This is a genomic window from Thermohalobacter berrensis (assembly GCF_003609645.1).
GTDB lineage: Bacteria > Bacillota > Clostridia > Tissierellales > Thermohalobacteraceae > Thermohalobacter > Thermohalobacter berrensis.
Genome location: NZ_MCIB01000037.1, coordinates 1 through 12,910, shown reverse-complemented (window position 1 = coordinate 12,910; position 12,910 = coordinate 1). Strand labels below are relative to the sequence as shown.

The window sequence follows — 12,910 nt, the reverse complement described above, 5'->3', positions numbered from 1 at the left end:
TAGACAGTTAGTGTGAAGATTTTGTGATAACAAAAATTAGAATTTAGGCAGAATACTCCATATAATTTTTTATATTAAATACTAGTTCAATAATCTTTAAGTACCCTGTTTATAGTTTGTTGGATTACAGAGCTACAACACTTTCCTGTTGGATGATTTATTTCACAATTATTATTTCTCATAGCTCCAGTTATCTTTATAATATCCTTAATATTCTTAGCATTCTTTTCTTTTATAGCATTAACAATATCTTCTTCTGTTACTTTATTACAATAACAAATATATTTAGGATCAGCGTTTTTCTTAAACCATATAGGTACTTTTATCTCTTCTGTTCTAATAATTGTTTTTATTTTGTTATTGTAATAGGCAACATTGCAATCTTCATTAACACATAAACAATATATATCAGTATTTATTTTTTCTACTAGATCTTCATTAACCATATTTTTTACTGTTATATCTTTTACCTCTATTCCCTCTATATTGCAAAGGGGACATACTTTATTTTCTACTAAACTAGTAGATTTTGTACTATTCTCTCAGCAAGATTGTTTACATTTGTTTTCCTTCATACAAAGTCCTCCTAATTTACATTTACTTAGATATTTTAGGAAAATTTAAAGTTAACTTTATTAAATCACATAATCAAAATTATATTATCTATAAATAACTTTTTAATAATTATAACTTTTATATTGTTTTAGCAGCTTTGTAACAAATAAACTCGTAATTCATATTATGTTATTAGCAAAGGATAATGTTGACTCAATAAGCTAAAAGGGTTATGAAAGGAGGATTATAATGTCCGAAAATAAAGGATTCTTAGGTGGCTTAGGTGGATGTGGTGACAGTAGTGAATTGTTATTCTTCTTCCTACTACTAGTTATATTATTTATGCCATATGGTTTTGGTAGATACTAAATCAGAGTAAAATGTAAAAGAAGGAGTCTGTTAAATGGACTCCTTCAATTTTTTTATTTGGAATAGTTTTGTATTAATCTTATTACACGATAATCTGCATTTATTGCAGTCATTGGACACCATGATGTGATAACATTCTTAATCTTTACTGCTTAATATTTTTAAACCATCTATAATCCATTAAGGCTTCATCATTATTTTCATATATACCCATTAATTTACATAACTCAAAGGTAAATTCAATAAAGGCTTGACCAGTAGATGTAACAATATTTCCATCAACAACTACATCTTCCTTTGTGATAACTGCATCCTTAAACAAATCAATATACTCTTTGTTCTCTTGAAGGCCAGATGAATCTCCAGTACATCTTTTACCCTTAAGCAGACCATATCTTGCCATAAGATATGTTCCTGCACATATACCTGCAACAAATTTATTCCTTTTGTTTAACTCATTAATAAAATTTTTAAGCTTAAGATTAGTATACAAGTATTTAGGATTTCCTCCTGGAATAATAAAAAGGTCAATTTCATCAGGATTAAGTTCATCGATAGTTTTATCAGGTAAATACTTTTGTTTTTCTTCACTTATATATACACGATTTTCTAATGCTACTGTAAAATGATTATCCCTAAATATTAATGCACTCAAAACAACCTCAAATTCACAAAATCCATCATAATAAAATATACATATTTTCATAAAATCCCCCTTAATTTTTACCCAGTATAGATAACTTCTACATTAACTTCTTTTTACCTTTAATTTTTATTCTTTTGTGTTTTTAGCCTTAGATCTTTTTCTTGTATATGCAGCTACTCTTTCAATTTAAATTCATACTAAGTAAAAAATTAGCCAGAAGATAATCTTCTGACTCACATCACCAAACACGTCATATCACTCTTTTATAAATCGAATATGTTAAACGAAATGTGCCCCTGTCATATTCTTGTTTCTATAATATATTATACAGGCTAATGCTACTAGTCCCTGTAAAACTGTTGATACTATCCCTGCATTAAATGTTGTTACAAAGGTTTCCCCTGTTAAATTACCAAAGTAATGAAATAGGATAACTGCCAAAATACTCTTATTGGTTTTATTGTAAATAACCCCATAAATAACAGAGATAGAAAAAGCACCAAACATGAAATTCCAAAATGAAGGACTAAATAATCCTAACTGATATTGATATGTACCTTTAATAAAAAATAAAGGTACATGCCAAGTAGCCCACATAAAACCAAGGAATAACACAGCTATAGTAAAACCAAACTTTTTTTGTAGCTCTGGTAATGCAACACCCCTCCAACCTAGTTCTTCAGGTATCGGCCCAAAAAATAATAATGTAATTCCATAGGTTAAGGTCATATGGGTCGATATTTTAAATTCAATATTATTAAATACAAATCCAGCATCAATAATGGAACCCAAAAATCTTATTAAAATTGGAAAACTAATAATTATTAAATACCATTTTACTGGTATCCGTTTAAAATCAATAGTACTTATCCAATATTCTTTCCTTTCTTTTTTATTATAGAAGGTATATATAACAAATAATGCAGCATATGTTGGACTTAGTAAGCCAATATATATTAATCCACTAAAAATCGGATTAGATATATAAATTGATTTTTCTAGCATCATAAATATTCCAGTCATTAAAAATGGAATACCATGAGAAATTATAAAAAAATAGATTATCCTTTTAAAAGAACTTTTTAAATTTTTAACCATAATAATATATCCCCCTCAATTAACTATTGTAAAAATTAAATTTACTTCCACTTTTAAACTATTATTTTATTTTTTAGTTCTTCCATTCCAATTATTTTTTGTTTATACTTATCATTTCATCTAGTTTTTCTATTGGACTTTCTACAGCTTTAAAGGGACATGTAGATACACAGTGATAACAATGAATACATTTGTTAAAATCTATACCTATACTATCGTCTATGCTTATAGCTCCAACTGGACACTCATTTATACATTTTCTACATTTCTTACATTCTTCAGTGTTAATATTGATCGGTAATTCTCTTTTTTTTCCTATTAAATGAACAATTTGGCTAAATAAAAACTAACACAAATTTCATATTAATCCCTCTTAACTATTCCTTTTAAAACCATTCTTTTTAGATTATCTGAAACTTCTTTAAAGGTTACTTTGTTATTTATATAGAAATCTGGGTCAAATATACTATTAGCCAGCTTAATTAATAAAAAAGCCACAATCTTGGGTTCAAATTCAGGGCTAATTTCACCTTTTTTAATACCAACCTCTATAAGCTTTTCAATTTTTAACCTCCATTGATTTTGTCCCTCTTTAATCTTTTCATATAGCTCTGGATACTTTTTTAAACTCTCAAATAGTCCATTATTAACTTTGGATACCTCTTTAGTAACAAAAGTTATTAATTTTTCATATTTTGAAATTTCATCATTTGGTTTTTCAAATATTTTTTCAATTTGGCTTATAATATACTTTTGCTTTTCAATAACTATAAAGCTAATTAATGCTTTTTTCGATGGAAAATATCGATACAATGTTCTTTTACTAATCCCAGCACTAGCAGCAATCTCATCAACTCGTAAATTCTTTAATCCATGTCTTTCTATTAAATCTAATGTTGCATTGATAATTTGTTTTTTTATATTCAATTTACCATCCCTCCAGGTAAACTTTTTTCACGAATTTAGTTTACCTTAATTATACTACTAATTTGGGTAATGTCAAGAAATAAATGGTAATATGTATTCCTTTTAAAAATTAAGAGGTTACGATAAGATGTTTCGTTTGTCATGCCACTTCTCATATATTAATTTTTTTACTATTGTCACACACTCTGTCGTTTCCCTATCACATCTAGAATCTTACTCTTTCATCCTGGAAAAATGTGTGAAACAAAACGTTTACGTCATCATTGTCATATACATATTAATTATGATATACTTATCTAGAACAATAGAATAAGACAGTTCGAAACCATCCTGTCTCTAAACAAAACTACGGGCCAGCTACCGGCAAAGGTAGTGTAATTTATAAGGGCAGGTATGCCCTTTTTTTGTTGTATCTAAAGGAAATTTTTTCAAAATACAAAGGAGATTAAAGGTTATGTCTATAATAGGAATTACTACAACAGTACCAATAGAAGTTTTAATAGCAAAGGGATATAAAGTAGTAGATTTAAATAACGTATTTATTACTTCTGAGTATTACCATAAGTATATAGATATTGCTGAAAGAAAAGGATTCCCAAAGAGTTCATGTGCTTGGATAAAGGGGATATATGGAGCATGTGTTGAGAATAACATCAAAGAAATTGTTGGTGTTGTAGAAGGTGATTGTTCTAGTACTAAAGCTCTCGTAGAGGTACTAAAAGCTGAAGGTGTTAAAATTTACCCCTTTTCATATCCCCATATCCATAATCTAAAAGATGTTAAAAAGTCAATTAATGAATTTATTTCGTCATTTAATGTTGATTTAAAAGAAATAGAAAGAATAAGAGCAAAACTTAATAAAATTAGAAATTTAGGTAAAAAATTAGATAAACTTACTTACATTGACAATAAAGCTACAGGTTTTGAAAATCATCTTTATCAAGTCAGCTTTAGTGATTTTAATGAAGATGTTGAAGGTTTTAAAAAATTGTTAGAATCAAAAATCAAAGAAATTAGCAAAAGAAAACCTAATTCTAAAAAAATAAGGTTAGGATTTATAGGAGTACCACCTATGACTTGTGATATATATGAATTTGTTGAAAAACTTGATGCACATTTTGTATACAATGAAGTTCAAAGGGAATTTGCTTTTCCAAGGGCTAATAATGCAAGAAATATATATGAGCAATATTATGATTATACTTACCCCTATGATTTAAATTTTAGACTTAAAGAAATAAAAAAACAGATACATGAGCGAAAAATAGATGGAATAATTCACTACACCCAAGCTTTCTGTCATAGAGCTATTGAAGATATTATAGTAAAAAAGGAACTAAATATTCCTGTCTTAAATATAGAGGGAGATAAGCTGAATACTCTTGATGCTAGAACTAAATTAAGAATTGAAGCCTTTTTGGACATGTTATCTGACCTAAAGGAGATGGAATAATGAAAATATTAGGGATAGACCTGGGAAGTAGGGAAGTTAAAGTAGTATTGATGAAAGAAGGTAAAATAGCTAAAAAGTTTAAGGTTAGTACTATGTCATTCTATAGAGATTACTGTTCTTATGATGGAAAAATCATTGTTAATATTGAAAAACTAAATATTGGTAATATAGATATAGGTGTATCCACTGGATATGGAAGAAATAATACAGATTTAAAAACCTTTAAACCTATAAACGAAATAAAGGCCCATGTATATGGGGCACTATATCAAACTGGATTTAAAAACTTCACCCTTTTAGATGTAGGTGGACAAGATGTAAAAGTAATAAAGGTCGAAAAAGGTGTTGTAACAGACCTTGAATTAAATGATAAATGTGCAGCATCCTGTGGTAGGTATCTAGAAAATATGTCAGCAATTTTAGAAATTCCTTTAGAGGATATGTTTAAATATCATAAAAATCCGGTAGATATAAATTCAACTTGTGCTGTATTCTCTGAATCGGAGCTAATAGGAAAGATTGCAGAAGGGGTTAATATTGAATCCTTATGTGCTGGTATAAACTATTCCCTTTATAAAAGATTAAGGCCCATTATAGTTAAGTTTAGAGGCGAAAAATTAATATTATCAGGAGGTGTTGCTTACAACACTGCATTAAAAGAATATTTATCTAATGACTTTAATGAAGTAATAACTTTAAATGAACCACAGTTTAATGGGGCTGTAGGTTGTTGTTTCTATGGAGAAAAGATATTAAAAAACAATTGATATGGAGGTATAGTTATGAAATACAGCATAAACAGAAGTGAAAAAATGTTTTTACTATTGGCTTCAATATTTATTGCCCTACTTGTTGTTAGTAATATAATAGCAAGTAAAATTATAATGGTTGGAAATTTAATAGGGCCAGCAGCAGTACTATGTTATGCATTAACATTTGCAATATCTGATACAATTGCAGAAATATGGGGGAAGGAAAGAACTAAATATGTAGTAACCTTAGGTTTTTTGGCAAGTGTTATTTCAGCAATAATGATTAAAATTGCTATATTAATGCCCCCTGCCCCATTTTGGCAAAATCAACAAGAGTATAAACTAATATTAGGAAGCAATATACGAATAGTAATAGCAAGTATGCTAGCATACTTAACAAGTCAATATCATGATGTATGGGCGTTTCATTTTTGGAAGAAATTAACCAATGAAAAACATCTTTGGATTAGGAATAACCTATCAACTCTAGTTTCTCAAATGATAGATACAATAATATTTATAGTAGTTGCTTTTTATGGAACAGGTACTCCATTAATGAGTATAATTATAGGTCAATACACGATAAAATTAATTATTGCTATTTGTGATACTCCTTTAGTTTATATACTTGTTAACTTTGTTAAAAGGTATATTAATTTTGAAGGAAAATATAAAGTAACAAGTTAATCATAACAAAATGCGACCAATTTGGTCGCATTTTTAGTACTAAAATTAGACATTAGTTATATAATATTAGTCTTAAATTAAATACACCTAACCCTGATAATTATTTAAACATAGTGGGACAGACCTGCCCTGCCCCCATCACTTCTATTTTAAAACCTTATACTTTTTATATTAATATACCTGCTATAGTAGCTGTCATAAATGCTGCTAAGGAACCACCTATTAATGCCTTTACTCCAAGTTTTGCTAAATCAGAACGTCTTTCTGGAGCTAAAGAACCTATCCCTCCAACTTGAATTCCAATTGAACTGAAGTTAGCAAAACCACAAAGAGCATAAGTTAATATAACAATAGTTCTTGGACTAAGTGAATTAGATTTAATTAATTCTCCTAAATTTGCATAAGCAAAGAATTCATTTATAACTATTTTTTGACCTAATAAATTACCTACCGCTATAGCATCACTCATTGGTACTCCCATGACATAAGCTAATGGTGCAAAAACTCTACCAAGAATCCATTCAAGGCTTAAATAGTCCATACCAAACAATCCACCAATCCATCCAATTATAGCATTAAATAAAGCAACTAAGGCTATAAAGGACAAAAGCATAGCTCCTACGTTTAGTGCAAGTTTTAACCCTTCACTTGTTCCCCTAGCAGCGGCATCAATAATATTTGCATCAATTTCATCCATTTGAACTTCTACCTTACCTTTTGTAACAGGAGTTTTAGTTTCTGGAACCATTATTTTTGAAATAACCAAACTAGCTGGTGCTGACATTATACTAGCAGCAATCAAGTGTCCAGCTTCTACGCCCATTGACACATATCCTGCCATAACTCCACCTGCAACTGTTGCCATACCCCCAGTCATAACTGTCAATAATTCTGACTTTGTCATTGTATTAATAAATGGCTTAATTACTAGTGGTGCCTCAGTTTGTCCAACAAATATGTTAGCTGTTGCTGATAAAGTTTCTGCTCCACTTGTTCCTAAATATTTAGCTAAAAACTTAGCTATAAAAGTAATAATTTTGTCCATTATACCTACATGATATAAAATTGCCATCAATGCGGAAAAGAAAACAATTGTAGGTAAAACCTGTATTGCAAATATATAACCAAAACTATCCACATTAAGAAGATCACCAACCAAAAAGCTTGTCCCTTCTTTTGTAAAATCTAGAAGTTTAGTAACTAAATCATTTAAATAATTAAAAACAATTTGACCTGGTTTCCACTTTAAGATTAACAGAGCAAAAATTAACTGCATTCCTACACCTGTACCAACTAGTTTCCAGTTTATGGCTCTCCTATTGTCTGATAGTAAATAAGCAATTCCTATCATGATAACTAATCCTACAAGACTTATTAAGTTTTTCATTTGTTTTTCTCCTTTCTTTTCTTTAGTATTTTTTACTTTTAGTTTGAATAAAAACATTTTTATGTTGGTCAGAAAGTATAATTCTTATGAGGAATAGGATAGCCTTCAAAACTATCCTATTGAGTTTAATGAAAATTAAAATCTTTCAATTCTATCTTTAGTAATTATTCCTTTTATTAGTTTATTTTTCTTTACTTCTTCAGTTACTATGTTATATGCTTTCAAAACTATATTTTCAGCCTCTTTTTGCTTCTTTTCTGAATTGGCATGTATCGTAGCAATTGCTTCTCCTTCTTTAACATAATCCCCTATTTTTTTGTGAAGTACAATACCTACTGATAAATCTATTTCACTTTCTTTAGTTTCACGACCTGCACCAAGCACCAACGCTGCTTTTCCTATATCATCAGCTTTTATTGACTTCACATATCCTTCCTTAGTTGCTAATACAGGTTGCACAATTGAGGCCTTAGGAAGTAAAGATGGATCATCTACATATGAGGGATCTCCCCCTTGTGCTTCTATTAATTCTTTTAGCTTGTCTAACCCTTTTCCTGAGTTTATAACATCCTCAAGCATATTTCTTGCCTCTTCTATAGTTTTTGTTGGCTCTGCTAATACTAGCATATGAGAACCAAGGGTTAAACAAAGTTCAGTAAGATCCTCTGGCCCTTCTCCTTTTAAGGTATCTATTGCTTCCTTTACCTCTAGAGCATTCCCAACTGCAAACCCTAGTGGTTGATCCATATCTGTTACTATAGCAACAGTATTTCTACCTACATTATTCCCTATATCAACCATCTCTTTTGCCAATTCAAAAGAATCCTCCTCTTTTTTCATAAAAGCTCCACTGCCTGTTTTTACATCTAATACTATAGCATCTGCACCTGCAGCTATCTTTTTACTCATGATACTACTAGCAATAAGTGAAATATTATCTACAGTAGCTGTAACATCTCGAAGAGCATAAAGCTTTTTATCGGCTGGAGCCAAATCAGCAGTTTGCCCTCCAATAGCAATTTTCTTTTCATTTACGTTCTTTACAAACTGCTCCCTTGACATTTCTACAGAGAAACCTTTAAAAGACTCTAGTTTATCTATAGTACCTCCAGTATGCCCTAACCCTCTACCTGACATTTTCGCAACAGGGACTCCTGTAGCTGCAACTATTGGTCCAAGAACTAATGTAGTAGTATCTCCTACACCACCTGTACTATGTTTATCCACCTTTACTCCCTCTATATCAGATAAATCTATTGTTACTCCACTATTTGCCATAGCTTTTGTTAAATCAGCAGTTTCTCGTTTATTCATCTTTTGAAAATAAATAGCCATCATCAAAGCTGAAACTTGATAATCTGGAATATTTCCCTTTGAATATTCTTCAATAAAATAATTTATTTCTTCAGTAGTAAGCTCTTTTCCATTTCTTTTTTTCATAATTATGTCATACATCCTCATTGTTATCACCCCATAATTTATTATTTTAAATCTTCAGGTCCAAAGCTATATGGAAATAACTCACTTAAAGTATATTCTCTATACTCTTCCTCTGATTTAGTAATAATAATTATTGCATTATTACCGAATTCTCTAATAACTTGTCTACAAACTCCACATGGATATGTCCACTCAGAATCTCCTGTTATTGCTATGGCTACTATTTCTCTTTCTCCATCAGATACAGCTTTAGCAATAGCTGTTCTTTCTGCACATATAGTAGGAGTATATGATGCGTTTTCTATATTGCAACCAGTAAAGATTTTTCCACTTTTTGTGAGCAAGGCCGCTCCTACTTTAAATCCTGAATAGGGAGAGTATGCTTTTTCTTTAGCCTCTAATGCCTTTTTAATAAGTAACTTTTTATCCATATCTAGCCTCCTATTTTTTTAGTATTAATTCTAAGAAACTCTCACCATTTTTTATAGGCTTAACATCAAATATATCAGCTACAGTTTGACCTATATCTGCAAAAGTCTTTCTTGTTTTAAGATTAACATTATTTTTTAATTTCTTACCATATGCTATAAAAGGTACATATTCTCTCGTATGGTCTGTTCCTTCAGTAGTAGGGTCACAACCGTGGTCTGCTGTAATTATTAGTACATCGGTATCTTTCATTGCATCAATTATTTCTGGAAGTCTTGCATCAAACTCTTCTAATCCTTTTCCATATGCTTTATAATTATTACGATGTCCCCACCTCATATCAAAGTCAACAAGGTTTGTAAAAATAAGTCCCTTTTTATCTTCTTGCATATATTCTAATGTTTTATCTACCCCATCCATGTTATCCTTTGTATGTATTGCTTCTGTAATCCCTTTTCCTGAAAATATATCTTCTATTTTACCTACTGCCATGACACTAAATCCTTTATTCTTAAGGTTATCTAGTAATGTATCATGTGGTGGAACTAATGAAAAATCTTTCCTATTTGCAGTTCTAGTGAAGTTTCCTGGTTTCCCAACAAATGGTCTTGCTATAACCCTAGCAACTGCATGCTCTCCAACTAATATGTTACGTGCTATCTCACACATTTGATACAACTCTTCTATTGGAATAACTTGCTCATGGGCAGCAATCTGGAATACACTATCAGCTGATGTGTATATTATCGGATTACCTGTTTCAATATGTTCCTCTCCTAGTTCTTCAATTATAGCTGTACCTGAAGCTGGCTTATTACCTAAAACTTTCCTACCTATCGCTATTTGAAATTTTTCGATTATATCTTTCGGAAAACCCACCGGATATGTAGGGAAAGGTTTATCTGAATATATACCAACCATTTCCCAGTGTCCTGTTGTTGTATCTTTACCATTTGACATTTCTGCAAATCTTCCATAGCATCCTATGGGGTTTTCTACCATTTTCACTCCTCTAATTCCCTCTATATTACCTAGGCCAAGTCTCTCTAAGTTCGGTATATTTAGTCCTCCTAAGGCTTCTGATACGTTTCCTATGGTGTTAGCTTCAATATCACCATATTTATCTGCATCTGGTAATGCGCCCATACCAACACTGTCTAAGACAATCCATATTACTCTATTAATCATTGGACATCACCTCTATTCTTTATTAATATCCAAACCCTGAATCTTTAGCTCCCTCAACAATTGCTATGGATGAACTAGCTCCTATTCTGTTTGCTCCAGTATCAATTAAAACCTCTGCAAACTCTTTTGTTCTTACTCCACCTGAAGCTTTTACTCCCATTTCAGGACCTACTGTTTCCCTCATAAGTCTTATATCTTCAACTTTTGCTCCACCTGTTGAAAATCCTGTGGAAGTCTTCACAAAATCTGCTCCAGCTTCTTTTGCAAGTTCACAAGCCTTTACCTTTTCCTCTTTAGTTAATAAGCAAGTCTCTATTATAACTTTTACTATTGCTTTTCCCTTTGCACTATCTACTACTGCTTTTATATCATCTCTTACTACATCATATTTCTTATCCTTTAATGCACCTATGTTTATTACCATATCAACTTCATTAGCTCCATTTTCTATTGCCTGTTTTGTTTCAAAGGCTTTCACCTCTTTTGTTGTAGCACCTAATGGAAATCCTACAACTACACATGTCTTAACGTCAGTTCCTTTAAGCTCCCTGCTCACTAAGGGAACATAATATGGATTTACACATACTGATGCAAAGTTGTATTTTTTTGCTTCTTCACAAACTTTTTTTATTTGCTCCTCCACAGCCTCAGGCTTTAGTAATGTATGGTCTATGTATCTTTCCAGCTTCATTTATATCATCTCCTTTTGTTTAATTATTTAAGCCTTAATATGTAACCGCTTACACATTCCAAAAAATATGTTTAAGGTCATCTAACATATTTTTCTGACCCCTTTAATACTAATTGAGGCGATAGATTAATTGTCTTTGTATCTGTAGCTTGACTATTATTCAAAATATCTATAAGCATTTTCATGGCAATTTTACCCATTTCAATAGTTGGACCATTAATAAAGCTTATGTTCATTCCTATTATATTTAATACTTCTACCTTGTCAAAACCTATAATTGCCATATCTTTAGGTATTTCTATATTATTTTCGCTAAAAGCCTTAATACAACCTAAAACCATCATATTACTACTAACAAAAATGGCTGTGGGTCGGTCTTTCATTTCTAGAATTTTTTTAGTTATTTCATAGGCTTTTTCATGAGTATAATCACCATAAAAAATATACTCTTCTTTTATTGGAATATTGTGTAGTTTTAAAGCTTTTTTATACCCAGCTAATCTCTCTCTAGCAGGTCTTGAATTCATTCTACCAGTTATTATTGCAATTTTTTCATGTCCTTCATCAATTAAAGTTTTTACTGCATCATAAGCACCCTTTATATGGTCAACAAATACTCCATTAAAATTAGAATATTTAACATGTCCATCTATTAAGACTACTGGGATACCTAAATTCTCTATAGTCCATAAATATTCGCTACTATAATCACTATCCGTTGACGTTGGAGTTATAAGTATTCCTTCTATTCTCTGTTCCTTAAGTAATTTTAGAGCCCTTAGTTCTTTTTTTATATCTTCGTCTGTATTACATAGTATCAGATTGAAATTATGTTCATCTGCAACTTCACTTATTCCCTTTATTATTTCCCCAAAGAAAGGATTATTTATTTCAGGAACAACAACTCCAATGGTATTTGTTTTCTTTTTAGATAAACTTCTAGCAATGGCACTAGGGGTATAATTTAACTCTTTTATAGCCTTTAACACTTTTTCTCTTGTTTCATCTTTTACATATCCAGAGTTATTTAAAACCCTTGATACAGTAGCACTAGAAACTCCTGCTGCCTTTGCAATATCATCTATTGTAACAGCCATAGTGTTCACCTCTAATTATGTAATCGCTTACATTCCATCAAAAAAATTACTTTCAAGTAAATGTTTTCTGTGTATTTTTTAACTCAAAAGATATTATGTATTTTAAAATAGCTTATTTATAAATATGAAATCGTTTTCATATAAATTATACATTATTTTTTTAAATCTTTCAATATTTTTTGCAAATTTAT

At 30.5% G+C, this 12,910-nt stretch carries 14 protein-coding genes; 3 read left to right on the top strand and 11 right to left on the bottom strand.

Translation table 11 applies throughout. The features are described 5' to 3' along the window. Positions 1-86: 86 nt before the first annotated feature. The 5 genes from BET03_RS14080 to BET03_RS11425 all read right to left on the bottom strand — a co-directional run bounded on the left by BET03_RS14080 (position 87) and on the right by BET03_RS11425 (position 3,595). Entirely contained in the window at positions 87-575 is a 489-nt protein-coding gene (locus tag BET03_RS14080; protein WP_341255964.1) for a Csac_0668 family 2Fe-2S cluster-binding (seleno)protein, read from the bottom strand. Positions 576-1,069: 494 nt separating this feature from the next. Beyond that, positions 1,070-1,630 carry a DJ-1/PfpI family protein gene (locus BET03_RS11440; RefSeq protein ID WP_120170432.1) on the bottom strand — a complete coding sequence of 187 codons (561 nt, stop codon included), beginning with the start codon at positions 1,628-1,630 and terminating at the stop codon, positions 1,070-1,072. 219 nt (positions 1,631-1,849) lie between these two features. After that, the gene (locus BET03_RS11435) at positions 1,850-2,668 is read right to left on the bottom strand and encodes a CPBP family intramembrane glutamic endopeptidase (RefSeq protein ID WP_120170431.1); all 819 of its coding nucleotides are present in this window, start codon (positions 2,666-2,668) and stop codon (positions 1,850-1,852) included. Between the two features lie 91 nt (positions 2,669-2,759). Continuing rightward, positions 2,760-2,957: a 4Fe-4S binding protein gene (locus BET03_RS14075; RefSeq protein ID WP_279230399.1), complete on the bottom strand. Its 198-nt coding sequence runs from the start codon at positions 2,955-2,957 to the stop codon at positions 2,760-2,762. Between the two features lie 74 nt (positions 2,958-3,031). Continuing rightward, positions 3,032-3,595, bottom strand: coding sequence for a TetR/AcrR family transcriptional regulator (locus BET03_RS11425; protein ID WP_120170430.1), 564 nt, complete (start codon positions 3,593-3,595; stop codon positions 3,032-3,034). A gap of 454 nt (positions 3,596-4,049) precedes the next feature. On the opposite strand from BET03_RS11425, the gene BET03_RS11420 reads away from it, so the two are divergent. From BET03_RS11420 to BET03_RS11410, 3 genes are read left to right on the top strand one after another with little or no spacing between them, the layout of a single operon-like run. Further along, positions 4,050-5,048 carry a 2-hydroxyacyl-CoA dehydratase family protein gene (locus BET03_RS11420; RefSeq protein ID WP_120170429.1) on the top strand — a complete coding sequence of 333 codons (999 nt, stop codon included), beginning with the start codon at positions 4,050-4,052 and terminating at the stop codon, positions 5,046-5,048. Beyond that, on the top strand, positions 5,048-5,815 hold the full coding sequence (locus BET03_RS11415; protein WP_120170428.1) for an acyl-CoA dehydratase activase: 768 nt from the start codon (positions 5,048-5,050) through the stop codon (positions 5,813-5,815). The genes BET03_RS11420 and BET03_RS11415 overlap by 1 nt, the downstream gene beginning before the upstream one ends. Positions 5,816-5,830: 15 nt before the next feature. Further along, positions 5,831-6,487, top strand: coding sequence for a queuosine precursor transporter (locus BET03_RS11410; protein WP_120170427.1), 657 nt, complete (start codon positions 5,831-5,833; stop codon positions 6,485-6,487). A gap of 166 nt (positions 6,488-6,653) precedes the next feature. On the opposite strand, the gene BET03_RS11405 is transcribed toward BET03_RS11410, so the two are convergent. From BET03_RS11405 to BET03_RS11380, 6 genes are all read right to left on the bottom strand, one after another. Beyond that, positions 6,654-7,874: a NupC/NupG family nucleoside CNT transporter gene (locus tag BET03_RS11405; RefSeq protein WP_120170426.1), complete on the bottom strand. Its 1,221-nt coding sequence runs from the start codon at positions 7,872-7,874 to the stop codon at positions 6,654-6,656. Between the two features lie 135 nt (positions 7,875-8,009). Then, entirely contained in the window at positions 8,010-9,335 is a 1,326-nt protein-coding gene (locus BET03_RS11400; protein ID WP_120170425.1) for a pyrimidine-nucleoside phosphorylase, read from the bottom strand. A 20-nt stretch (positions 9,336-9,355) separates the two neighbouring features. Then, positions 9,356-9,745 (bottom strand): cytidine deaminase, encoded by a 390-nt coding sequence (locus BET03_RS11395; protein ID WP_120170424.1) that lies wholly within the window; start codon positions 9,743-9,745, stop codon positions 9,356-9,358. Positions 9,746-9,755: 10 nt separating this feature from the next. Next, a complete protein-coding gene (locus tag BET03_RS11390) occupies positions 9,756-10,931 on the bottom strand; it encodes a phosphopentomutase (protein WP_120170423.1) in 1,176 nt (391 codons plus the stop codon). Between the two features lie 22 nt (positions 10,932-10,953). Then, positions 10,954-11,622, bottom strand: a complete 669-nt coding sequence (gene deoC, locus BET03_RS11385) for a deoxyribose-phosphate aldolase (RefSeq protein ID WP_120170422.1) — start codon at positions 11,620-11,622, stop codon at positions 10,954-10,956. A 77-nt stretch (positions 11,623-11,699) separates the two neighbouring features. Next, a complete protein-coding gene (locus BET03_RS11380; RefSeq protein WP_120170421.1) occupies positions 11,700-12,719 on the bottom strand; it encodes a LacI family DNA-binding transcriptional regulator in 1,020 nt (339 codons plus the stop codon). Positions 12,720-12,910 lie beyond the last annotated feature (191 nt).

Excerpts from the sequence above, each read along its gene's own strand:
- BET03_RS11440 (WP_120170432.1), bottom strand. The coding sequence starts at position 1,630 with ATGAAAATATGTATATTTTATTATGATGGATTTTGTGAATTTGAGGTT.
- BET03_RS11435 (WP_120170431.1), bottom strand. The coding sequence starts at position 2,668 with ATGGTTAAAAATTTAAAAAGTTCTTTTAAAAGGATAATCTATTTTTTT.
- BET03_RS11420 (WP_120170429.1), top strand. The coding sequence starts at position 4,050 with ATGTCTATAATAGGAATTACTACAACAGTACCAATAGAAGTTTTAATA.
- BET03_RS11415 (WP_120170428.1), top strand. The coding sequence starts at position 5,048 with ATGAAAATATTAGGGATAGACCTGGGAAGTAGGGAAGTTAAAGTAGTA.
- BET03_RS11410 (WP_120170427.1), top strand. The coding sequence starts at position 5,831 with ATGAAATACAGCATAAACAGAAGTGAAAAAATGTTTTTACTATTGGCT.
- BET03_RS11405 (WP_120170426.1), bottom strand. The coding sequence starts at position 7,874 with ATGAAAAACTTAATAAGTCTTGTAGGATTAGTTATCATGATAGGAATT.
- BET03_RS11400 (WP_120170425.1), bottom strand. The coding sequence starts at position 9,335 with ATGAGGATGTATGACATAATTATGAAAAAAAGAAATGGAAAAGAGCTT.
- BET03_RS11395 (WP_120170424.1), bottom strand. The coding sequence starts at position 9,745 with ATGGATAAAAAGTTACTTATTAAAAAGGCATTAGAGGCTAAAGAAAAA.
- BET03_RS11390 (WP_120170423.1), bottom strand. The coding sequence starts at position 10,931 with ATGATTAATAGAGTAATATGGATTGTCTTAGACAGTGTTGGTATGGGC.
- deoC (WP_120170422.1), bottom strand. The coding sequence starts at position 11,622 with ATGAAGCTGGAAAGATACATAGACCATACATTACTAAAGCCTGAGGCT.
- BET03_RS11380 (WP_120170421.1), bottom strand. The coding sequence starts at position 12,719 with ATGGCTGTTACAATAGATGATATTGCAAAGGCAGCAGGAGTTTCTAGT.